At 68.9% G+C, this 22,213-nt stretch carries 23 protein-coding genes and 1 tRNA gene; 17 read left to right on the plus strand and 7 right to left on the minus strand.

Annotation, left to right across the window (positions count from 1 at the left end; genetic code table 11):
* Window positions 1-29 precede the first annotated feature (29 nt).
* The 3 genes from PMES_RS02490 to PMES_RS02500 are packed head-to-tail and all read right to left on the minus strand — an operon-like array spanning window position 30 to window position 1,837.
* Window positions 30-959: an MBL fold metallo-hydrolase gene (locus PMES_RS02490; RefSeq protein WP_159963953.1), complete on the minus strand. Its 930-nt coding sequence runs from the start codon at window positions 957-959 to the stop codon at window positions 30-32.
* Window positions 956-1,399 carry a YeeE/YedE family protein gene (locus PMES_RS02495; protein ID WP_159963954.1) on the minus strand — a complete coding sequence of 148 codons (444 nt, stop codon included), beginning with the start codon at window positions 1,397-1,399 and terminating at the stop codon, window positions 956-958. Before PMES_RS02495 ends, PMES_RS02490 begins: the two co-directional genes overlap by 4 nt.
* Window positions 1,400-1,402: 3 nt before the next feature.
* Window positions 1,403-1,837: a YeeE/YedE family protein gene (locus PMES_RS02500; RefSeq protein ID WP_159963955.1), complete on the minus strand. Its 435-nt coding sequence runs from the start codon at window positions 1,835-1,837 to the stop codon at window positions 1,403-1,405.
* A 96-nt stretch (window positions 1,838-1,933) separates the two neighbouring features.
* On the opposite strand from PMES_RS02500, the gene PMES_RS02505 reads away from it, so the two are divergent.
* Window positions 1,934-2,323 carry an ArsR/SmtB family transcription factor gene (locus tag PMES_RS02505; protein ID WP_159963956.1) on the plus strand — a complete coding sequence of 130 codons (390 nt, stop codon included), beginning with the start codon at window positions 1,934-1,936 and terminating at the stop codon, window positions 2,321-2,323.
* Window positions 2,324-2,382: 59 nt separating this feature from the next.
* Here the strand turns inward: PMES_RS02505 and PMES_RS02510 are convergent, their stop codons facing one another.
* On the minus strand, window positions 2,383-3,126 hold the full coding sequence (locus PMES_RS02510; RefSeq protein ID WP_236549670.1) for a TetR/AcrR family transcriptional regulator: 744 nt from the start codon (window positions 3,124-3,126) through the stop codon (window positions 2,383-2,385).
* A 133-nt stretch (window positions 3,127-3,259) separates the two neighbouring features.
* Between PMES_RS02510 and PMES_RS02515 the strand changes: the two genes are divergently transcribed.
* The 14 genes from PMES_RS02515 to PMES_RS02580 all read left to right on the plus strand — a co-directional run bounded on the left by PMES_RS02515 (window position 3,260) and on the right by PMES_RS02580 (window position 17,431).
* A complete protein-coding gene (locus PMES_RS02515) occupies window positions 3,260-4,042 on the plus strand; it encodes an SDR family NAD(P)-dependent oxidoreductase (RefSeq protein ID WP_159963957.1) in 783 nt (260 codons plus the stop codon).
* Between the two features lie 15 nt (window positions 4,043-4,057).
* Complete coding sequence (locus PMES_RS02520; RefSeq protein ID WP_159963958.1) at window positions 4,058-5,266, plus strand: acyl-CoA dehydrogenase family protein; 1,209 nt, start codon at window positions 4,058-4,060, stop codon at window positions 5,264-5,266.
* Window positions 5,267-5,342: 76 nt separating this feature from the next.
* Window positions 5,343-6,914, plus strand: coding sequence for an AMP-binding protein (locus PMES_RS02525; RefSeq protein WP_159963959.1), 1,572 nt, complete (start codon window positions 5,343-5,345; stop codon window positions 6,912-6,914).
* On the plus strand, window positions 6,911-7,945 hold the full coding sequence (locus tag PMES_RS02530; protein ID WP_159963960.1) for a phosphotransferase family protein: 1,035 nt from the start codon (window positions 6,911-6,913) through the stop codon (window positions 7,943-7,945). Before PMES_RS02525 ends, PMES_RS02530 begins: the two co-directional genes overlap by 4 nt.
* Window positions 7,942-8,475 carry a TRAP transporter small permease subunit gene (locus PMES_RS02535; RefSeq protein ID WP_236549671.1) on the plus strand — a complete coding sequence of 178 codons (534 nt, stop codon included), beginning with the start codon at window positions 7,942-7,944 and terminating at the stop codon, window positions 8,473-8,475. The genes PMES_RS02530 and PMES_RS02535 overlap by 4 nt, the downstream gene beginning before the upstream one ends.
* A gap of 3 nt (window positions 8,476-8,478) precedes the next feature.
* Window positions 8,479-9,786: a TRAP transporter large permease gene (locus PMES_RS02540; protein WP_159963961.1), complete on the plus strand. Its 1,308-nt coding sequence runs from the start codon at window positions 8,479-8,481 to the stop codon at window positions 9,784-9,786.
* Window positions 9,787-9,884: 98 nt separating this feature from the next.
* A complete protein-coding gene (locus PMES_RS02545) occupies window positions 9,885-10,940 on the plus strand; it encodes a TRAP transporter substrate-binding protein (RefSeq protein ID WP_159963962.1) in 1,056 nt (351 codons plus the stop codon).
* A 101-nt stretch (window positions 10,941-11,041) separates the two neighbouring features.
* A complete protein-coding gene (locus tag PMES_RS02550) occupies window positions 11,042-12,034 on the plus strand; it encodes an NAD(P)H-quinone oxidoreductase (RefSeq protein WP_159963963.1) in 993 nt (330 codons plus the stop codon).
* A complete protein-coding gene (locus PMES_RS02555) occupies window positions 12,031-13,002 on the plus strand; it encodes an alpha/beta fold hydrolase (RefSeq protein WP_159963964.1) in 972 nt (323 codons plus the stop codon). Before PMES_RS02550 ends, PMES_RS02555 begins: the two co-directional genes overlap by 4 nt.
* A gap of 19 nt (window positions 13,003-13,021) precedes the next feature.
* A complete protein-coding gene (locus PMES_RS02560) occupies window positions 13,022-14,119 on the plus strand; it encodes a 3-hydroxyacyl-CoA dehydrogenase family protein (protein WP_159963965.1) in 1,098 nt (365 codons plus the stop codon).
* A 189-nt stretch (window positions 14,120-14,308) separates the two neighbouring features.
* Window positions 14,309-15,082, plus strand: a complete 774-nt coding sequence (modA, locus tag PMES_RS02565) for a molybdate ABC transporter substrate-binding protein (RefSeq protein ID WP_159963966.1) — start codon at window positions 14,309-14,311, stop codon at window positions 15,080-15,082.
* A gap of 4 nt (window positions 15,083-15,086) precedes the next feature.
* Complete coding sequence (gene modB / locus PMES_RS02570; protein WP_159963967.1) at window positions 15,087-15,785, plus strand: molybdate ABC transporter permease subunit; 699 nt, start codon at window positions 15,087-15,089, stop codon at window positions 15,783-15,785.
* Window positions 15,782-16,888 (plus strand): molybdenum ABC transporter ATP-binding protein, encoded by a 1,107-nt coding sequence (gene modC, locus PMES_RS02575; RefSeq protein WP_159963968.1) that lies wholly within the window; start codon window positions 15,782-15,784, stop codon window positions 16,886-16,888. Before modB ends, modC begins: the two co-directional genes overlap by 4 nt.
* 453 nt (window positions 16,889-17,341) lie before the next feature.
* A tRNA-Ser gene (locus PMES_RS02580) sits at window positions 17,342-17,431 on the plus strand.
* A gap of 105 nt (window positions 17,432-17,536) precedes the next feature.
* Here the strand turns inward: PMES_RS02580 and PMES_RS02585 are convergent.
* Window positions 17,537-18,277: a PAS domain-containing protein gene (locus tag PMES_RS02585; RefSeq protein ID WP_159963969.1), complete on the minus strand. Its 741-nt coding sequence runs from the start codon at window positions 18,275-18,277 to the stop codon at window positions 17,537-17,539.
* A 236-nt stretch (window positions 18,278-18,513) separates the two neighbouring features.
* Between PMES_RS02585 and PMES_RS02590 the strand changes: the two genes are divergently transcribed.
* A complete protein-coding gene (locus tag PMES_RS02590) occupies window positions 18,514-19,014 on the plus strand; it encodes a pyridoxamine 5'-phosphate oxidase family protein (protein ID WP_159963970.1) in 501 nt (166 codons plus the stop codon).
* A gap of 71 nt (window positions 19,015-19,085) precedes the next feature.
* Here PMES_RS02590 and panB read toward each other — a convergent pair whose 3' ends face one another.
* Entirely contained in the window at window positions 19,086-19,901 is an 816-nt protein-coding gene (panB, locus tag PMES_RS02595) for a 3-methyl-2-oxobutanoate hydroxymethyltransferase (RefSeq protein ID WP_159963971.1), read from the minus strand.
* Window positions 19,902-19,905: 4 nt separating this feature from the next.
* Entirely contained in the window at window positions 19,906-20,757 is an 852-nt protein-coding gene (panC, locus tag PMES_RS02600; RefSeq protein WP_159963972.1) for a pantoate--beta-alanine ligase, read from the minus strand.
* A 271-nt stretch (window positions 20,758-21,028) separates the two neighbouring features.
* On the opposite strand from panC, the gene PMES_RS02605 reads away from it, so the two are divergent.
* Window positions 21,029-22,051 carry a lipid A-modifier LpxR family protein gene (locus PMES_RS02605; RefSeq protein WP_159963973.1) on the plus strand — a complete coding sequence of 341 codons (1,023 nt, stop codon included), beginning with the start codon at window positions 21,029-21,031 and terminating at the stop codon, window positions 22,049-22,051.
* The last annotated feature ends 162 nt before the right edge of the window (window positions 22,052-22,213 follow it).

The following is a 22,213-nucleotide window of genomic DNA, read 5'->3' on the forward strand; positions in this document are numbered from 1 at the left end:
CCGGACATGGGCGCCGGCCCGCCGCGTCTTCACTGCGCGCCGCCGAAGCGGTTCAGCGGAAGCTTGAGGTAGTGGTTGCCGTCATCCTCCGCCTGCGGGAGACGACCGCCGCGCAGGTTGATCTGCAACGCGGCGAGGATGCGGTCGGGCAGGGGCAGCGTTGCATCGCGCTCCTTGCGCCGTGCGATCCAGTCCTCCCGCCGGGTGCCGTCCTTCACATGGACGTTCCGGGCCTTGTGCTCCTGCACGCTTGCCTCCCAGCGGGGCTCCTTGCGGCTCTGCGTGCCGTAGTCGTGGCCGACGAAGAGGCGCGTCTCGCCGGGCAGGGCCAGGATGTCCTGGATGGACTGCCACAGCTCGGCTGTATCGCCGCCCGGAAAATCGGACCGGGAGGTGCCGACATCGGGTTGCATCAGGGTGTCATGCACGAAGGCGGCATCGCCGCACCGGTAGGTGATCGAGCCGAGCGTATGGCCCGGCGAGAGCATCACGTCGATCTCGAGCGCACCAAGCTCGATGCGCTCGCCCTCCTTCAGGAGCCTGTCGAAGTCCCGGGCGGGATCGAAGACACCGTGCAGGTTGTAAAGATCGGCCCAGATGCCGGCGATCCGGGGCACCAGCGCGCCGATCGCGTTGGGCGCGCCGGTGCGGTCCTTGAGCTGGGCCGAGGCCATGACGTGATCGGCATGGGGATGCGTGTCGAGCACCCAGACGACCTCGAGCCCGTGTTCGCGCACCAGATCGAGTATGCGGTCCATGCTCTCGGTGGAGAGGCCGTAATTCTTGGGATCGAAATCCCAGGCCACGTCGATCAGCGCGGCTTTCCGCGTGCCGGGATCGGCGCAGACATACTGGATCGAGCCCGTCTCCGGCTCGTAGATGCCCCAGACATCGGGGCTGTTCGGGCCGGTGGAAGGGGAGTGGCGGATCACGGGCTTGTCCAGGGGGGAATCGCTCATTGGATCAATCCTTTCTTTCCCAGAAGTGCGAGATCGGGCGTATGGCGTGCAAGATACATGCCGCCCAGCATGAAGGGCACGAAGACGAGCGTGCCGCTCGCCGCGATCGGCAGCGCGGTCAGGGCGGGGCCGGGGCAGAAGCCGCCAAGACCCCAGCCGATGCCGAAGATCGCCGCTCCGGTCAGCAGGTTCGGGTCGAGGTCGGTGCGGGTGGGCAGGTGGAACGTGTCGCCGAAGAACGGTGCCCGGCGGCTGCGGGTGACCCAGGCAAGGCCGGGCGCGCTGACCGCGACGGCGCCGCCGATGACGAAGGCGAGGCTCGGATCCCAGCTTCCGAAGACATCGAGGAAGTTGAGCACCTTGGCCGGATCGGACATGCCCGAGATGATCAGCCCGAAACCGAAGATCAGCCCGCAGAGCAGGGCGAAGAGCTGTTTCATGGATTATCCTCCGATCAGGTGACGGGTGACCAGCACGGTCGCGAAGGCGCTGGCCATGAACGTGACCGTCGCCACGATGGAGCGTGCCGAGCCGCGCGAGATGCCGCAAACCCCGTGCCCGGAGGTGCAGCCATTGCCGAGGATCGCGCCGAAGCCCACCAGCAGTCCCGCGATCGCCATCAGGGGCAGGTTGCCCGGCACCCATTGCGTTGGCCACTCGCCGTTCAGCGCCAGCCAGATCGGCGCGGCGAGCAGCAGTCCGAGCACGAAGAAGATCGAAACGCCGCGCGCCTCGCCAGACGTGCCGCGCGCGAAGGCCCGCGAGGTCAGCCCGCTGATCCCGGCAATACGGCCATTCGTCGCCATCAGCAGAACGGCGGAGGCGCCGATCAGCATGCCGCCGGCAAGAGAAAGCCAGGGTGTGAATTCCGTGTCCACGGGTGTATCTCCTTAACCATGTCCGCGATGCGACATCGCTTGAACCTTGTCTGGGGATTCATATATGGTGCTAATCATATATTCAATGGCGATGATATGAATGCTACCGAAGGTTTTCTCGAGGGCGACATCAAGGCGGCCGCCGAGCTGATGGGGATGCTGGCCTCCGAGGCGCGGTTGCAGATCCTGTGCCGGCTGCTGGATGGCGAGCGCTCGGTGAACGATCTGGCGCGGGCCTGCGGCCTGTCGCAGCCGTCGATGTCGCAGCAGCTCAAGCGGCTGAAGGAGGCGGGGCTGGTCGTGGGGCGCCGCGACGGGCAGACGATCTTCTACTCGGTGCAGAGCGACGCGGTCGCGGCGGTGCTCGCGACGCTGCACGACCTTTATTGCAGCAGGCCCGAAAGCGCCGCGAGCCCGGCGCGCGGCGCCGGCATCCAGGCCGCGCCGGACAGGGGCGCGCAGGCGGGCGAGGGCGCCAAGACCTGACGTCCGGGTGTCTGGCCGGGCACGGGTCGGGCGCGGGGGAAGGCGGGGGAGCGCGGGGTTCAGCCGCCGGGCGGCGTCTCCAGCGCCTTCGCGCCCGTCGCGTCGAGGACCATCTGCTGCACCGTGGCGATATAGGTCTCGATCGTCACGCCGCGCCGACGGTACTTGGCGCGCTTGACATACCATTCCTGCAGGAGGGGCTTGATCAGGGCGGGCATCAGCGGCGATGTCGATCCTGCGAAAGCGCCCGATGCGATCCCGCGCGCGATCACATTCGCGAAGTAACTCTCGGTCAGTGCCTCGCTGTCGATCGCGGCGCGGCGCTCGGCGAGCGGGAAGTTCTTGGCTTCCATGTAGGAGAAGGTGAACCAGGGCAGCATCTGTTCGGTCAGCCTGACATGCGTGTCGATCAGCCAGAGCAGGTGGGCCCTGGGATCGGCTTCGACCTCGGGTGGCGGGTCGGCAAGCGCCCCCTCCACCGCGCCGGACACCCCGCTCAGGATCATCTTGAGCAGCGTCGTCTTGCTGTCGAAATACTGGTAGAGGCCGCCCATGCTGATCCCGGAAGCGCGGGACAGATCGCGCAGGCTCATCGCCTGGAAACCCTTGCCGTTCGACAGCTCGAGCGCCGATGTCAGGATCAACTCCAGCTTGCGCAGCGCCACGTCCGGCTTCTGGATGGCGATCTTCTCGCGATTGCTGTCGAGTACGGAGCGGCACAGATCGGACAGGCTCGGCATCGCGATCCCGGTGCCGGTCGCGGCGGTCTGCGTGGCGGCGCGGGTCATGGGGGATGGGCTCATGATCGGGTTCTCCTGCCGGTGCGGGCCATGCTCGGCGATCATCTTCCGGTGGCGCAACACAAGACTTGCCAGCGACGTAACGTTCGTGCAACTGATAAAGCGAGCGTTCGCTCGGAAACGGGGAGGAAAGCCAATGACAGCAGGTGCCAGTGATCCCGCGACAGGGCGGTTGAGCTTCGATCTGAGTGGCCGCAGGGCGCTTGTCACGGGAGCGTCCTCCGGGCTCGGCATCCATTTCGCCGGGGTCCTCGCCGCGCATGGCGCCGCCGTCACGCTGGCCGCGCGGCGCCACGAGAAGGCCGCCGCCCTCGCAAGCGAGATCACCGGATCGGGCGGCCGCGCCGATGCCTGCGCGCTCGATGTTCGCGATCCCGACTCGGTCCGCGACGCCTTCGAGGGCGCGCCCTATGACATCGTGATCAACAATGCCGGCATCGCTGCCGACGGGCCGGCGCTCGACACCGCGGAGCAGGACTGGCAGGCGGTTCTCGATACCGATCTGGGCGGCGTCTTTCGCGTCTCGCAGGCCGCCGCGCGCAGTCTGAAGGCCGCCGGGACGCCCGGAAGCATCGTCAACATCGCCTCGATCACCGGGCACCGCGTCGCCGGCGGGCTCGCGGCCTACGCGGCCGCCAAGGCCGGGGTGATCCAGCTGACCCGCGCGCTCGCCCTGGAATGGGCGCGCCACCGCATCAGGGTCAACGCGATCTGCCCGGGATATATCGCGACGGAGATCAACAGGGACTTTTTCGAGGGCGAGGCCGGTCAGGCATTGATCCGGCGCATTCCAATGCGCAGGCTCGGCCGGATGGAGGAGCTCGACGCGCCGCTTCTGATGCTGGCTTCCGATCACGGCAGCTTCATCACCGGCTCGGATATCGTGGTCGATGGCGGCCACCTCGTGACATCACTCTAAGGGAAGGGAACGGCGATGGATTTCAGGATATCTCCGAAAATCGAGGAGACGCGGGCGGCCATCGCGCGCTTCGTGGAGGAGGAGATCATCCCGCTCGAGGCGGATCGCGGGGCCTATGACGCGCATGGCAACATCAACAAGGCCCATCTCGAGCCCCTGCGCCGCAAGGCCAAGGAGGCCGGCCTGTGGTGCCTGCAGCTGTCGCGCGAAACCGGCGGCGGCGGGCTCGACAAGGTCGGGATGGCGGTCTGCTACGAGGAGATGAACCGCTCGATCTTCGGCCCGGTCGTGTTCAACTCGGCCGCGCCCGATGACGGCAACATGATGGTGCTCGAGAAGGCTGCGACGCCGGAGCAGAAGACCCGCTGGCTCGACCCGATCGTCTCGGGCGAGGTCAGCTCGGCCTTCGCGATGACCGAGCCCGCGCCCGGCTCGGGCTCCGATCCCTCGATGACGATGACGACCGCCGAGCGCCGGGGCGACAAATACGTGATCAACGGACGCAAGTGGTTCATTACCGGCGCCGAGAGCGCACAGCATTTCATCGTGATGGCCAAGACCTCCGACGATCCGCGCCGGGGCCTCACGGCCTTTCTCTTCGACGCCGATCAGCCCGGCTGGAAGATCGAGCGGCGCATTCCGATCATGGGCCCCGAGGAGCATGGCGGGCATTGCGAGCTGAGCTTCGACGGGCTGGAGGTCGATGCTTCCAACGTGCTGCTGGGCGAGGGGCTGGGGCTGAAGCTCACGCAGATGCGGCTCGGGCCGGCGCGGCTGACCCATTGCATGCGCTGGCTCGGCCTGTCGAAACGGTCCGTCGAGATCGCGCAGGCCTATGCCGCCGAGCGCGAGGGCTTCGGCGTGCGGCTCGCCGAGCGCGAGACGATCCGCCAGATGCTCGGCGACCTGGCGATGCAGATCGAGGTCGGCCGCCTGCTGGTGATGAAGGCCGCATGGGCGCTCGATCAGGGCAGCTTCGCGCGCAAGGAGGTCTCCATGGCGAAGGTCCACGTGGCCAACCTGCTGCACAAGGCCGCCGATACCGGCATCCAGATCAACGGCGCGCGCGGCTATTCGACCGACACGCCGCTCGAATGGATCTACCGCTATGCCCGGCAGGCCCGGCTGGTGGACGGCGCCGACGAGGTGCACAAGATGGTGCTCGAGCAGCATCTCACCAAGGAGGACCGCGGGTTCTGGAGCTGGGACGTGATGGCGGAGTGATCCGCTCTCATGCGGCCGTGCCGGGGAGGGTGCGGCCGCATGGCAGACATTTGATCCAAGGCAGAGGAGGTGCCGCATGTTCGATGATCCGCATCTAGCGCCGCGCGCCGCGAATTTCCGGCCGCTCACACCGATCGATTTCCTGACCCGCAGCCTCGAGCAGCACCCCGACCGCCCCGCCGTCGCGTGGCGCGAACATCGCTGGAGCTATGCCGAGTTCGGCGCCATCGTCGCGCGCATGGCCGGCTGGCTGCGCGACCAGGGCATCGGCCCCGGCGATGTCGTCTCGGTGATGCTGAGCAACCGTCCCGAGATGCTGGCCGCCCATTTCGCGGCTCCCGCCATCGGCGCGGTGCTCAACACGCTCAACACCCGTCTCGCGCCCGACGATCTGCATTACATCGTCACCCATGCCGGCGCGCGCATCGTGCTGTGCGAGCCGGGCGCGGCCGGTGCGCTCGATGGCTCCGGCATCGCCGGCGCGGAGCTTTGCCGCGAGCCGGGCGCGGGAGAGGGGCTCGATTTCTTCTCGGGTCCGGTGCCGCCGCTCGATATCCGGATGCCCGCCTCCGAGACGCAGGCGATCGCGTTGAATTACACGTCGGGAACGACCGGGCGGCCGAAGGGGGTGGTGCTTACCCACAGGGGCGCGACGATGAACGCGCTGGGCAACGTGCTGGCGCTGGGGCTGACGCGCATCAGCAGTTACCTGTGGACGCTGCCGATGTTCCACTGCAACGGCTGGTGCCACACTTGGGCGGTGACGGCGGCGGGCGGCATGCATGTCTGCCTCGACAAGGTCGAGCCGGCACCGATCCTCGATCTCATCGCGCGCCACGAAGTCAGCCACATGTGCTGTGCGCCGGTCGTCCTTTACATGATCCTCGATCATGGTGGTCCGGCCGCCGCGCATCCGGTGCTCGTGGTCACGGGCGGGGCGGCGCCCACGCCGACCCTGCTGGAGGGCATGGAAGCGCGCGGCTTCGAGTTGATCCACGCCTACGGGATGACCGAATGCTACGGCCCCTCCACCTTCAACGATCCGGGCCCCGCGGCGCCCGGCAGCGTCGAGGAGCGGGCGGCGGGCCTGTCGCGCCAGGGCCTGCGTCACCTGACGGTCGGCGGCGTGCGCGTCGTCGGCGAGGATGGCCGGGACGTTCCGGCAGACGGCGAGAGCATCGGCGAGATCACGATGAGCGGCAACACGGTCATGGCGGGCTACTACCGCGATCCCGAGGCCAGCGAGGCGGTGTTCTCGGGTGGTGCGCTGCATAGCGGCGATCTCGCGGTGATGCATGCCGATGGCCAGATCGAGATCCGCGACAGGATGAAGGACGTGATCATCTCCGGCGGCGAGAACATCTCCAGCCTCGAGGTCGAGACGGTGCTGCACCGCCATCCGGAGGTGTTGCTGGCCGCGGTGGTGGCCGCGCCCGATCCCAAATGGGGCGAGACCCCCTGTGCCTTCGTCGAGATCCGGTCCGGCAGCGCGCTGGACGCGACGGGGCTCGAGGCGTTCTGCAAGGAGCATCTGACCGGCTTCAAGCGCCCGCGCCGTTTCGTCTTCGGGGTGCTGCCGCGCACCGCGACGGGCAAGATTCAGAAATTCGCGCTGCGCCAGCGTGCAAGGGACGAGGCTTCTTCATGAGTTCTCTCGACGAAACCGCGCTGCGCGCCTGGCTGGAGCGCCATTTCCCGCAAGGCGGCCCGGACATGGCGGCGACGCCGATCGACGGCGGGCAGTCCAACCCGACCTATTTCCTCGACTGGGGCGAGATGCGGATGGTCCTGCGGCGCAAGCCGCTCGGCCCGATCCTGCCCGGCGCCCATGCGGTCGAGCGCGAATACAGGGTCATGGACGCCCTCGCCGGGACCGCGCTTCCGGTCCCCCGGATGCTGCGCCTCGAGGAGGAGCCTTCGGTCCTCGGCGCGCCCTTCTACGTGATGGAGCGGCTCGAGGGCCGCGTCTTCTCCGATTGCGCCCTGCCGGGTCTGGACCCCGATGAGCGCCGCGGGATGTATCTGTCGATGGCCCGCACGCTCGCCGCGCTGCACGCGCTGCGCCCCGACGAGATCGGCCTTGGCGATTACGGCCGCCCGGGCAACTATTTCGAGCGCCAGATCGGGCGCTGGAGCAAGCAATACCGCCAGAGCGAGGGGCCGCGTATCGCCGCGCTCGACACACTTGCCGAATGGCTGCCGGCGAACATGCCGCCCGATGACGGCGCCAGCGCCATCGCGCACGGGGATTTCCGCCTCGGCAACATGATGTTCCACCCGACCGAGCCGCGGGTCATCGCGGTGCTCGACTGGGAACTCTCGACCCTGGGCCACCCGCTCGCGGATCTGGGGTTCTGCGTGATGCCGTGGCAGACGCTCCCCGAGGAATATGGCGGCATCCTGGGCCTTGACCGCGAGGCCCTCGGGATCCCGTCCAAGGAGGAGTTCGTCGCCGAATACTACGCCCATGCGCGGCCGACCCCGCCGCTCGGCGCGTTCCACGAGGCCTTCGCGCTCTTCCGCTTCGCCGTGATCTTCGTGGGCATCGCGGACCGGGCACGGGCCGGCAACGCGGCATCGAGCGAGGCCGAGGAGCTGGGTCCGCTCGCCGAGCGCTTTGCCCGGCGCGCCCTCGAGGCGGCGGGCCTCGCGCCGCGTCCTCAAGGAGAAGCCTCATGAAATTCCTCAACATGATCGAGCGGTTCAACATCGCCGTCGGCAAGGCGGTCAGCTTCCTGATCTGGGCCGGCATCGTGGTGCTCTGCTACGAGGTGGTGGCGCGCTACGTCTTCAACGCGCCGACGATCTGGGCGCATGGCTACACGCAGCGCATCTTCGGCGCCTATTTCGTGATGATCGGCGCCTATACCCTGGTGCGCGGCAGCCATGTCAGGGTCGATCTTCTGACCAAGACGCGCTGGCCGCGCTTCAATGCCTGCCTCGATCTTCTGAACTGCATCTTCCTGCTGATCTGGGGCGGCGTCCTGATCTGGGAGGGGTGGTGGTTCTTCGAGGATGCCTGGGCCTTCGGCGAGCTCGACGACAGCGTGCTGCGTCACCCGATGTGGCCGATCAAGCTGTCGCTCTTCGCCGGCGCGCTGCTCATCACCGCGCAGGGCCTCGTCGAGGCGGCGCGCTCAATCATCCTGATCATCAATCCCAATGCCGATGTCGGGCGTGCCACGCCGGACCTGCTGGGAGGAGCATAGACAATGAGCCCCGAACTTCTCACCATCGGCATGTTCGGCATGGTCCTGCTGGCGATCATGTCCGGCGTCTCGCTGGCCTTCGCCATGGGCGGAACCGCCGTCATCTTCGGCCTGCTGAGCTTCGGCTCCTACGGCATGTATTCCGTCATCACGACGATGTTCGGCTCGATGTGGTCGATCCTGCTCTCGGCCATCCCGCTTTTCGTCTTCATCGGGGTGGCGCTGGCCCGCTCGCGCATCGCCCATGACCTCTACCAGGCCTTCTACCTGTGGTCGGGACGCACCCATGGCGGGCTGCTGCTGGGCACCTCCGGCTTTGCCGCGACCCTCTCGGCGATGACCGGAAGCTGCGCGGCCTCGACCATGACCACCGGTCTCGTCGGCATCCCGGCGATGGACAAGCGCGGATATGACCGATCCTTCGTTCTGGGCACGATCGGCGCGTCCGGAACGCTCGGCATCCTGATCCCGCCCTCGATCACCCTGATCGTCATCGGGATGCAGACCGGGCAATCGGTCGGCCGGCTGTTTCTCGGCGGGCTGGTCTCGGGACTGCTGCTGCTGGCGGTCTTCCTGCTCTATATCGGGCTGCGCAGCCACTTCAATCCGGCGCTGGCGCCGGGCGCGGCGGAGCGCGCGCCGCTGCGCGAACGGCTCCGGGCACTGCGTTCGGTCTTCCTGCCGCTGCTGATCATCCTGTCGGTCCTGATCTCGATCTTCGCCGGTATCGCGACGCCCACCGAGGCGGCGGCGGTCGGCGCGGCGGCGGTGGTGATCTCGGTCGCGATCCGCGGCGAGCTGAACTGGCGCTACATTCGCGATGTCAGCTACGAGACCGGCGCCATGACCGGCATGGTCATCTGGATCGTCTTCGGGGCCAGCGCCTTCATCGCCGTCTATGGCGGGGCGGGCGGCACCGCGTTTATGCAGGATTTCCTCAGGGGAATCGATGTCAGCCCGACGGTGATGGTCCTGATCATCCAGGCGATCACCCTGCTGCTGGGCATGTTCCTCGATCCGATCGGCATCATCCTTCTGATGCTCCCGATCTTCTTTCCCATCGTCGTGGAACTCGGCTTCGACCCGATCTGGTTCTGCGTCCTGTTCCAGCTGAACCTGTGCATCGGGTATATCTCGCCGCCCTTCGGCTATAACCTGTTCTACCTCAAGATCCTCAGCCCGGAGACGCCGATCAGCGCCATCTACCGCTCGATCGCCCCGTTCTTCTTGCTGATGATCCTGACCGGAGCGCTGATCTTCCTCTTTCCGGGGATCATCACCCGCTTCACCGACCTGCCGACGCAGCTCTGACGCGCGGCGGGCATATCAAGGCCCGCGCGGCCGGCCGGGAGGACCAGTCCGGCAGCGCGGAGCCAATACGGCATGAATCAAACAGGAGGAGTATCACCATGCCCAGGACCAGACCCCAGATTACCCGCCGCGGCCTTCTCGGCAGCGCAGCCGCAGCAGCCGGCGGCGGCGCCATGCTCGCCGCCCCGCCCGCCATCGCGCAGGGCAAGACGACATGGCGCATGCAGACCCATTGGCCGACCGGCAACTGGTATTACGAGGATGTCTTCGTCAAGTTCGCCGACCGGGTGACCGCGGCGACCAATGGCGAGCTGACCATCGAGCCGGTGCAGAATGACGGTATCGTGCCAACCGGCGAAGTGCTCAACGCGGTCCGCCGCGGCCTGCTGGAGAGCGCGTTCATCTACCCGTCCTACTGGATGGGCCGGATCCCCGTCGCGGGTCATCTGAACGGCAATATCGGCACCTTCGGCAGCCACGAAGAGATGCACATGTTCATGTACGAGATGGGCGCTCTCGACGTGATCCGCGAAGCCTATGCCGAGCAGGGCGTCTACCAGGCCGGACCCGTCTCCTATGCCGGTCTCGCGCTCTATTCCAACCGTCCGCTGCGCACGGCTGCCGATTTCGACGGCTGGCGTGTCCGCTCCACCGGCACCGCCGCGATGGTCTTCGAGAAGATGGGCGCATCGCCCGTGGCGATCCCCGGCGGCGAGCTCTACCAGGCGCTGCAGACGGGCGTGGTCGAAGGGGCGCATTGGGGCTCCATCTCCACCGGCTGGGGCATGAACTTCCAGGAAGTCACCAAGTACATCGTCCAGCCGGACCTCGTGAGCCAGCTCAACGGCGAGGTCATCGTCGGAATGCAGCAATGGGAGAAGCTCGGCGATGACCTGAAGGCGACCTTCAACGAGATCGTCCGGGCCACCAGCGCCGATGCCAGCGCGCATTTCCTGCACCAGGACCTGGTGCGCAAGGACGAGTTCGTGAAGGAGCTTGGGGGCGAGATCACCACGCTCGAGCCGGCGGTGGTCGAGGAGCTGCGCCAGAAGTCGCTCGAGGTCGTCGCCGAATTCGCCGAGCGCGACCCCCAGTATTCGGGCCGCGTCGCCGAGATCCTCAACGAGTTCATGCGCCTCACCGGCAAGGCATGACCAAGTGGCGGGCCGGGGCCGCGTGCCCGGCCCGCCATGCCCCGCGCGCGCCGGCACGATCCGCCATGCCGCGCGGTGACACGCGACAGGAGAGACAGGACATGACCATTCCCAAGACCATGCGCGCCATTCGCCTCGACGGTCACGGAGGCCCGGAGGTGCTCCGTCCCTTCGAGACGGAGGTGCCCGAGCCGGGACCCGGACAGGTCCTCATCCGTCTCGCCTATGCCGGGGTGAACCGCCCCGACGCGCTGCAACGTGCCGGCCTCTACGCCCCGCCGCCCGACGCCTCGCCCCTGCCGGGGCTCGAAGGGGCGGGCGAGATCGCGGCCATCGGCGAGGGGGTCACGCGCTGGTCGGTGGGCGATGCGGTGACCGCGCTCCTGCCCGGCGGCGGCTATGCCGAATATGCCGTGACCGACGCGGCGCAGGCCCTTCCGGTACCAGGCGGCATGGACATGGCGCGCGCGGCGGCGCTCTGCGAGACCTACTTCACCGTCTGGAGCAACGTCTTCATGCGCGGCGCGCTGAGCGAGGGAGAGACGTTCCTCGTGCATGGCGGCTCCTCGGGCATCGGAACGACCGCGATCCAGCTGGCGGTGATGAACGGCGCGCGGGTCATCGCGACCGCCGGCTCGGCCGGGAAATGCGCCGCCTGCACCGATCTGGGCGCGGCGCGGGCGATCAATTACCGCGAGGAGGATTTCGTCGAGATCCTCAAATCCGAGGGCGGCGCCGACCTGATCCTCGACATGGTCGGTGGTGACTACATGCAGCGCAACATCTCGGCGCTGGCGATGGATGGCCGCCTCGTGCAGATCGCGTTCCTGCAAGGCTCCAAGGCCAAGCTCGACATGATGCAGGTGATGACCCGCCGCCTGACGCTGACCGGCTCCACCCTGCGCCCGCAATCCAACGCGGCGAAGGCGGCGATCGCCGGCGCTCTCGAGGCGGAGGTCTGGCCGCATCTTGCCAGCGGCCGCATCGGGCCGGTGATGGACAGCGAGTTCCCGCTCGAGCAGGCCGCCGCCGCCCATGAGCGTCTCGAAGGGTCGACGCATATCGGCAAGATCGTCCTCAAGGTCGCCCCGTGACACGGCGCGCCCGCTCCGAAAGCCATTTCGTGCCCGGGGCAGGCGACGCACCGCCGTTGCACCTTGCGGCGTGCGGGGCGGAGCGGGGGGCAGAGCGGGGGCGTCCCCCCCTTCTGATGGTTCATGGCGCGACCTTCTCCGGGCGGATGTTCGACATCGACTGCGACGGGGTGAACTGGCTCGCCGCCGCGGCCGATGCGGGTTTCGCCGCCTATGCGGTCGATCTGAGGGGCTACGGCCGCTCCGCGCCACCGGACTGGCGCCGCGCGGCCTTCGCCGACGGGGCTCCGCCGGCCTGCTCCGGGGCGCAGGCCATCGCGGATATCGGCCGCGCGGCCGACTGGATCGCCGCGCGCCATGGCGACGCCGCGCTCTCCCTGATCGGCTGGTCCTGGGGCACCACCACGGCCGCCCGCTACGCGATCGGGCCGGGGCGGGACCGTGTCAGGCGCCTGGCGCTCTACGCGCCGGTCCATGCCGCGCCGAACCCCGCCTGGCTCGAAATGCTCGGCGAGCCGGAAGACCCGCGACAGAAGCGCGCCTTCGCACCCTACCGCCTCGTCACGCCGCAAGATGTGCGCGCCCGCTGGAACGAGCAGATCCCGCCCGGTGCGGACTGGCGCCCCGAAGGCGCGCTCGAGGCGCTGGTGCAGGCCAGCCTGGACGACGATCCGCAATCGGGCGGCGAAGGGTTCAGGGTGCCCAACGGCACGTTCGAGGACCTGTGGCACTGCTTCAACGGCCGGCCCCTCTACGACCCCGCGACCCTGCGCTGCCCGGTCCTCGTGGTGCGCGGACGCGCGGATCCGACATCGACCCGCGCCGACGCGCTCGGTCTTTTCGATGCGCTGGAAGGCGTCGAGCGGCAGTATCACGAGATCGCCGATTCCACACATTTCGCAAATGCCGAGCATGGCGCGCCCCAATTGCACCGCGCGGTGCACGCGTTCCTGCGCGCCGGCCTGTAACAGACTGGAGTAAGTATTCATGACCGTTCGCAAAGTCGCGATCATCGGAGCCGGAACGATGGGCGGGGGGATCGCGATGACCTGCCTTGCCGCCGGGCTGCGGGTGACCGTTCTCGAAGCCGACGCCGCACAGGCCGAGGCGCTCGCGCCGCGGGTGTCGCGTTTCGTCTCGCGCGCCGTCGAGAAGGGACGGATGACGCGAGAAGCCGCCGACGAGGCGCTCGGCGCGCTGCAGGTCACGGACCGCGCGGAGGCGATCGCGGGCAGCGACCTGGTGATCGAGGCGGTGTTCGAGGATGCCGAGGTCAAGCGCACGCTCTTTGCCCGGATCGCGCCGCATCTGGGGCCAAAGACGGTGCTCGCCACCAATACCAGCGCCCTGCGGGTGGACGAGCTGGCCCGGGCCGCGCCCGATCCGGAGCGGTTCATCGGCCTGCATTACTTCAGCCCCGCCGAGGTCAACCCGTTGGTCGAGCTGGTGGTCGGCACGCGCAGCTCCGCCGAGGCGGTGCAGACGGCGCGCGCCTTTCTCGAGATGACGGGCCGCACCGTGCTGGAATGCCGGGATGCGCCCGGCTTCGTGGTCAACCGCTTCTTCTGTCCCTACAGCAACGAGGCGGTGCGCTGCCTGGAGGACGGGATCGGGGACACGGCGCAGATCGACGCCGTCGCCTGCGAGATCTTCGGCCTGCCGATGGGGCCCTTCGCGGTGATGAACATCATCAAGCCGCGCGTGAATCTGCATGCCTTGCGCAACCTCTCCACGCTGGGCGCGCTTTACGAGCCGGCCGCGCCGCTGGTCGAGCTTGGCGAGCGCGGCGGCGCCTGGGACATCGCGGAGGCGCCTTCGCGGATCGACGCGCAGACACACGCGCAGATCGCCGCCCGCCTGCGCGGGGCGACCTTCCTGTCGATCCTCGAAGCGCTGGATGAAGAGGTCGCGGAGCCGGATGCCTTCGATCTGGGCGCGGAGCGGGCGCTGCGCTTCGGCCTGCCTCCCGTCGCGCAGATGCGCCGGCTGGGACGCGAGGAAACCTCTGCCCTCGCGCGGCGCGTCGCCGATGCGCATGGCGCGGCGCTGCCGGATGGCGGGCTGGAGGCGGTCTTCGCGGGCTGAGGCGGGGCCGCCCGTCAGGGCTGCGCTACCGGCGCATCCGGTCCGGCTCCGGGCCGATATCGCACCGGCGAGCCGCGCCGGGCAGGAGGCCTTGATCCGCATCGGTGCGGGAATTAGGGCTTGCCTTTGCCCGGCCGCCGCTTCGATATTGCCGGCCAGCGCCAAGACGGCCCGAAGGAGTTCGACAGCATGCGTCCCTACCGTGCCGCCCTTTCATGGGTCGCGGCAGCCTTCTGCACCGCGGCCATGCCGGCCCCGGGGGCCGCGGCGGACCTGCTGGTCTTCGCCGCGGCCAGCCTGGGCACCGCGCTCGAGCGGATCGAGGCCGATTGGGAAGCGCGCACGGGATCGGATATCGCGATCTCCTATGCCGGCTCGTCGCAACTCGCCCGGCAGATCGAGCTCGGCGCGCCGGCCGATCTCTTCATCTCGGCCAATGGCGACTGGATGGATCATCTGGTGGCGGGCGGGCTGATCGATGGGCAATCGCGGCGCGACATCCTCGGCAATACCCTCGTGCTGATCGCCCAAGGGCGGGGCGCGGCGCCCCACGATGCGCTCGCCGCGGGCGCAATGACGGCACGCCTCGGGGAGGGACGGCTCGCGATGGCGCTCGTCGATGCGGTTCCCGCCGGCATCTACGGCCGTGCCGCCCTGGTCTCGCTCGGTCTTTGGGAAGAGGTTTCGGACCGGGTGGCGCAGGCCGACAACGTGCGCGCGGCCCTCGCGCTCGTGGCCTCGGGCGCAGCCCCCCTCGGCATCGTCTATGCAAGCGACGCCACGGCGCAGGATGACGTGAGCGTGATCGCGACCTTTCCCGAAGGCAGCCACGCGCCGATCCGCTATCCCGCCGCGCTAACCGCCGGGGCCCGGCCGGAGGCACGGGCCTTCCTCGATCACCTCGGCAGCCCGGAGGCACAGGACATCTTCGCGCAGGCCGGCTTCATCCCCGCCGGGACCTAGCGCCGTGCTCGACACGATCAGCGCGGCCGAATGGGACGCCTTGCGCCTGTCGCTGAAAGTGTCCGCGGTGGCCGTCGCGGCCAGTCTTCCCCTCGGGCTCCTGACCGCGCACGCCCTGGCGCGGTGGCGCTTCCCGGGGCGGCAAATCCTCAACGGGCTGGTGCATCTGCCGCTGATCCTGCCGCCGGTGGTGACGGGCTACCTGCTGCTCCTGGGGTTCGGGCGCACGGGACCCATCGGCGCGCCGCTCGAGGCCTGGTTCGGCATCGGTTTCGCCTTCCGCTGGACGGGGGCGGCCCTTGCCGCGGGGATCATGGCCTTCCCGCTGATGGTCCGTGCCATCAGGCTGAGCATCGAGGCGGTCGATCCCAAGCTCGAGCAGGCGGCCGCCACGCTCGGCGCCTCGCGCCCCTGGGTCTGGATCACCGTGACCCTGCCGCTGATCGCGCCCGGGGTGGTGGCGGGCGGCATTCTCGCCTTCGCCAAGGCGATGGGCGAGTTCGGAGCGACGATCACCTTCGTGTCGAATATTCCTGGCGAGACGCGCACCTTGCCCTCGGCGATCTATGCCTTCCTGCAGGTGCCGGGCGGGGAGGGGGCGGCGATGCGCCTCGTGCTGATCTCGGTCGTGGTCTCGATGGGGGCGCTGCTCCTGTCGGAATGGCTGGGCCGGCGCATCGCCCGGCGCCTGGGCGGCACGTGAGCCTGCGCGTCTCCCTGCGTCATGCCCTGCCGGGCTTCACGCTCGATGCGCGTTTCGAGGCGCCCGAGGGGGTGACGGCGCTGTTTGGTCCGTCCGGCGCGGGCAAGAGCACGGTGGTGCTGGCGATCGCCGGTCTGGTGCGTCCCGACGCGGGACGGATCGAGGTGAACGGGCGCGTGCTGCTCGACACCGACAGGGGCATCGCGCTCGCCGCCCATCGCCGGCGGGTCGGCTGCGTCTTCCAGGAGGGTCGGCTTTTCCCGCATCTGACGGTGCGCCAGAATCTCGGTTATGGACGGTGGTTCGCGGGCCGGCATGCCGCGGCTCAGCCCGGCCGCGTGGTCGAGATGCTCGGCATCGGCGATCTGCTGGGCCGGATGCCGGCCGATCTGTCGGGCGGCGAGAAGCAGCGCGTGGCGATCGGCCGCGCGCTTCTCGCCGCGCCGCGCCTGCTGCTGATGGACGAGCCGCTGGCCGCGCTCGACGCGCAACGCAAGGCCGGCATCCTGCCCTATCTGGAGCGGCTGCGGGACGAGACGCGCATCCCCATCCTCTATGTCAGCCACGCGGTCTCCGAGGTGGCGCGGCTGGCGACCACGGTGGTGGCGCTGCGCGCGGGGCGGGTGCTCAGGGCCGGCCCCACGGCCGAGCTTCTGGCCGATCCCGAGGCGGTGCCCGTCCTGGGGCCGCGCGACGCGGGCTCGGTTCTCGAGGGGCGGCTCGTGGCGCATCACGAGGACGGTCTCAGCGAGGTCGAGATCTCGGGTGGCAAGCTGCTCCTGCCGCGCATCGAGGGAGCGCCCGGCGCGCGGGTGAGGGTGCGGATCGGTGCGCAGGACGTGATTCTCGCCTGCCTGGCCCCGCAAGGGCTCTCGGCGCTCAACATCCTGCGCGGGGAGGTCAGCGCGCTGCGCAGCGGCAGTGGCCCCGGGGTGATCGTGCAGTTGCGCATCGGCGAGGACAGCCTTCTTGCCCGGATCACCAAGCGCTCTGCCGCCGCGCTCGATCTGGCGCCGGGGCAGACCTGCTACGCGATCGCCAAATCCGTCGCGGTTGCGCCGGCCGATATCGGCGGCGCGGCGCCGGCCCCCTTGCCGGAGTGATCCGGCCCCGCGGCGGGGACCGGGTGCCGACGCGCCGCGGTATCTCGAGCCGGGACCACTTCCGCGCCTCGTCCTCCGATATCCGCAGCGCCCGTTCGCGCGCCTTGTCACGGGTGGTATCCCGTGCACTGCACATGAAGATATTCCCCTCCGGCACCGCGACCCGGGACAGCCCCCTGTTGCTGTTATCCTTGCGGCGTTGGCGGTTCTTGGACTGCGGGGGCGTTGCCAGGGCGGGGCGCGCCGGGCCGATCGTTTGTGCCAGCACCCTGCCACGCACGCCGTGCCGTGCGGGCGGGCGCATTCCGTGCATCCACCTCCCTCGCGCCCAACGCCACATGGCCGACCGGGTTTCGCGTGAATTTACAGGCGATTACCTGGTGATGCCGCAAACTGCCGGGAATGTCGTATTTCGCCTTGTTTCCCATGCGCCGGATCTTTAAACGGGTCAGCGGAGATGTGGCCGAGTGGTCGAAGGCGCTCCCCTGCTAAGGGAGTAGGCCCGGAAGGGTCTCGTGGGTTCGAATCCCATCGTCTCCGCCACTGCCCCCCCCCTTTTTAGATCGATCTCCTTCCGCGCATTTGGATGGGAATGCTCGTCTGCGCAGGGCAGGGGGAAGAAAGGTCCGGGCAAACCGGGCGGATGGTTCAAAGGCGGATGATCTTCGCCTCGGTGACGTCGGTCATGTAGGCGAGGGCGCAATAGATGGTTCCGATCTCGTCATGCACCGGCTTCATCTGGCACCGAATGATCCGCGTGGTGCCATCCTCGTGCTGCAGGTCATAGTAGTATTCGTGCACCTTGCCGCCGAGGCAGCGATCGAACATTTCCCGTGCGCGGTCGTTGAATCGTGACAGCCCGATGATCTCCACCACGTGCATGCCGATCATCCCGACCTGCGAGCGGCGGTTGAAGCTGGCATTGGTCGCGCTCGTTGCCAGGTAGCGGTAGTCCCGGTCGACCGCGCAGACCCGTTCAGGCGAATGAAAGACGTAGGAGGACATCCTCTGGTCGCTTGATGGCGCGGCGTTGCGCGGCGCCGGTGATCGGGGATGCGCCACCTCCTGCCGGGGCGCGAGCGTCCGGAATTGCGGCGAATGCCGGTGCAAAAGGCGCAGGGCGATCTCGGTGTCGCGCTCACGGGTGACACTGCGCTTGGCGCGGCTCGCGCGGATCATGAAGAACTGGACCTGCTCGCGCAGTTCGGCTTCCGTGTCGGGGACGTAGCGCTCGATCGCATCCATGACGCGCGCGGCCTCGCGCACCAGCTCCGCCTGGATGCGGGCGGACCCTTCTTCCGCAAAGCTCGCGCGAAGGCGTGCCTGCGTGAATGTCAGGTCCGCGATCAACTGGCCGATGCGCATTTCTGCATACCCTGATCGTTGCATGCCGCATCGTGCACCGTGTCCGCACAATGCCGCAATAGCCATTGGTGACATGGCGCTGTCGCCGCTTCGCCGGAACCGCCGCTGCGCGCGCGGCTTGTGGGTGCAGGAACGGCAGGCTCTGAAGGTCGGGGCATGATCTGCCGGGACCGTCCGAAGACCCGGCCACGTTCACCATTCGGCGCCCCCCGGGGGGGCGTGTCACGGCACCATGCCATTTTTGCGAAAGGACGACTGACATGTCGCAACCCGAAGAACTGAGAACCGACCCGCGCAAGCGTATCTTCAAGGAACTCGACGATGTCAGGGCGGGAATGCTCGGGATCGAGGGCTCCGAGCAGCTGAGCCAGCCGATGACCCACCATGCCTTTCCCGAGGAGGGGGTGCTGCGCTTCATCACGTCCCGGCAGACCGATCTTGCCGAGGCGATCGGGTCCGGGCGGACGGCCCGCTACGTGGTGATCAGCAAGAACCACGATTTCTGGATGACCCTGCGCGGCGAGATGACGGTCTCGAACGACCGGGAGAAGATCGACGAGATCTGGTCGCGCGTCTCCGCCGCCTGGTTCGACGAGGGGCGCGAGGATCCGGAGGTCACGATGCTCGAGCTGCGCCTGACCGACGGCTCGGCCTGGGCGGCGACGGGCAACCCGCTGGTCTTCGGCTGGGAAATCCTGCGCGCCAACATGGACGAGGAGCACAAGCCGGAGATCGGCGAGCAGGCGGAGATCCGTTTCTGAGCGGCCGCATGCCGGGCGGGCATGATGGCCCGCCCCCCTTTCGGTCCCCGCCAGCCTCCGCGCGCCCCTGTTTATCTGTAGGTCTCGTCCGGGCCGGGAAAGCTGCGCTCTCTGACATCCTCGGCATAGCGGCGCACCGATGCCTCGATCTGCGCGCCCAGGTCGCCGTAGACCCTGACGAATTTCGGCGGGCGGCTGCCGAGCCCCAGCATGTCCTCGAGCACGAGGATCTGCCCGTCGCAATCGGCGCTGGCCCCGATGCCGATGGTCGGGATCGGCACGGCCTCGGTGATCTGGCGCGCCAGGGGCTCGACCACGCCCTCCACCACGAGGGCGAAGGCGCCGGCCTCCGCCACGGCCCTGGCATCGGCGATATGGGCCGGCCAGCTGTCCTCGTCGCGCCCTTGCGTCTTGAAGCCGCCCATCACATGGCTCGATTGCGGGGTCAGGCCGATATGCGCCATGACCGGGATGCCGCGCTCGGTCAGGAAGCGGATCGTCTCGGCCATCCGCGCCCCGCCCTCGAGCTTGACGGCGCCGCACTGGGTCTCCTTCATGATCGTCGCCGCGTTGCGAAAGGCCACGTTCGGGCTCTCCTCGTAGCTGCCGAAGGGCATGTCCACGACGATGAGCGCGCGCTTCGTGCCGCGCACCACGGCGCGCCCGTGCATGATCATTAGCTCGATCGGCACACCGACCGTCGTCTCCATCCCGTGCATCACCATCCCGAGCGAATCGCCCACCAGGATGAAATCGGCATGCTCATCCACGATCGCCGCCGTGTGGGCATGATAGGAGGTGAGCGACACGATCGGGGTTCCGCCCTTGCGCGCGGCGATCTGCGGTACGGTGATCCGGCGGACCGGCTTGCTGGGTTCGGTGGACATCGGCTCAGGCCCCTCGGCTGACAACATGTTGATCTATCAGTAGCACGTCACCGAAGCGGACCGCCAGAAGCACCACCGCCGGCCGCTCCAGGGGGCCGCGCAAAGGCGCGAGGCTCTGCGCGTCGCGTATGTCGATGGCGCGGATGTCGGCCCCTTCGGCGGCATCGATGCGGGCCCGGATCGCGGCGCGCATCCGCGCAGTGCCGGCGCCTTGCGCGGCGAGGGTCTCGGCCTCGCGCAGCGCGGCGCGAAGGGCGGGGGCGGCGGCCCTGTGCTCGGGGGTGAGCCTGACATTGCGCGACGACATCGCAAGCCCGTCGGCCTCGCGCACGGTCGGCACCCCGACGATCTCGGGGCTCATGTCGAGATCGCGCACCATCCGGCGGATCACCGCCAGCTGCTGGTAATCCTTCTCGCCGAAGAAGGCCATATCAGGTGCGGCGAGGTTGAGCAGCTTGCACACCACCGTCGCCACGCCCCTGAAATGCCCCGGACGCAGCCGCCCCATGAGCATCCGCGAAAGGCGCGCCGTCTCGACGCTCGTCTCGTGATCGGGGTGGTAGATCTCGGAAGGCAGGGGGGTGAAGACCGCGTCCACCCCTTCGGGCGCGAGCAGGGCCAGATCACGGTCGAGATCGCGCGGGTAGCTCTCGAGATCCTCGTTCGGGCCGAATTGCGCCGGGTTCACGAAGATGGTGACGACGACGCGCGCGCAGCGTTCCCGCGCCGCGCGCACCAGGCTCAGATGGCCCTCGTGAAGGTAGCCCATGGTCGGCACGAGCCCGACGCTCTCGCCCGCCCCGGCCCATGCCGCGCGCAGGGCGCGCAGTTCGGCTTTCGTTCTGCACTGCTCCATTCCACCTCTCCCGGTTCGGCACTCGGGGCGCGCTGTCGCTTTTCGCGGCGCCCGTGCCGGGACGGGCCGCGACCCTCCCGCCCGTCCTAGCGTGGGCGCCGCGGGGCCCGCAAGACGCGGCGCGCGCAGGGCGGCAGGGGAGCGGCCGGGCGCGCGCTCCGCATGCGACAATCGCCGCCAAAAGCGGTCCCGCCTCCCGGTTTGCATGGCACCCGGCAACCCCGCGCGCTACGTCGGGGGAGGGCGGAATCGCGCATGGGGGAACGGCGGCATGGGGCAAGACAAGGCCAAGGGGCGCGGCGGGGCGGCACGGGCCGGCATGCTGGCCGCGGCTCTCCTCACGGTGCCGGGCGTCTCTTCCTCGGTCGCGCAGGAGCGCACCTTCCTGGGAACCAGCCGTATCTTCAGCAATGATTCGCTCGGCGATGGCCAGGATCGCTGGCGCAGCGGCAGCTACGGCATCGGTGTCTTCTTCGGGCCGCGCCCTTCCTCCGGCAGCCGCCCGATCGCCGATCCCGGCGCCCCTGACGTCACCGGCTCCATGCCGCGATCGGACGCGGTCCCGGACGGCGCGCGCGGCCTCGGGCGGTTCGGCGAGACGCTCGAATTCCGGCTTTCGGGGCAGATCGTCGCGCCGGCGAACCTGGTGCGTCCCGCCCGCCGCGACCGCCCGCATGCAAGTGTCGTGAGCGCGGGCATCTTCACCCATCTCGCATGGGGCGAGGCGCAGGCATCCACCGGCTTCGGAGCCGAGATCACCGGCCCGTCGACCGGGCTGATGCGGTTCCAGGACCGCGCGCACGCCGCGCTGGGCCTCGAGGCGCGGGGGGATGGTCCGGTCATCCCGGACGCCGTGCACCCGATGCTCGATTTCGAGCTAGCGGGAGGACATGCGGCGCCCCTGACCCGCCTGCGGCCCTTCGCGCAGGTGCATGTCGGGGTGGAGAGCCTTGCGCGCGCGGGCATCGACCTGCTGATCGGTCATGGCAGCGGCGCGCCCGTCTTCACCCGCGATCCGGTGACCGGCCACCTGATGCGCGGCCCCGCGGGGCGCAGCGACGGGCCGGGGGCGGGGCTCGCGGCGGGGGCGGACATCGCGCGGGTCTGGCACAGCGATCTTTTCGAGGGCAGCCCGGTGCGCACGCGCGATTGGCGCGGCCGCGCGCGGCTCGGGATCTCGGCCCGGCTTGGCGGATACGGGGTTTTTTACGGGGTGAGCTATCTCGGCCCCGAATTCGAGGGGCAGGGCGGCGGGCAGCTGGTCGGCTCGCTGCGGCTCGGCACCGCGTTCTGAGGCAGCGGCACGGCCATTGACACCCCGCCGGGGCGGAGTATAAGGCGCGCCTGTCCCGGCGGATCGTCCGGCGGGGCGTCTTTGGTGTTGGTGGACCCCGCGAGGGGAACCCTGTCAGGCCTCGGCCAGAGGACAACGCCCTTCACGCCGCCCCCGCGCGGC

The sequence above is a fragment of the Profundibacterium mesophilum KAUST100406-0324 genome, from assembly GCF_009835145.1.
Lineage (GTDB): Bacteria > Pseudomonadota > Alphaproteobacteria > Rhodobacterales > Rhodobacteraceae > Profundibacterium > Profundibacterium mesophilum.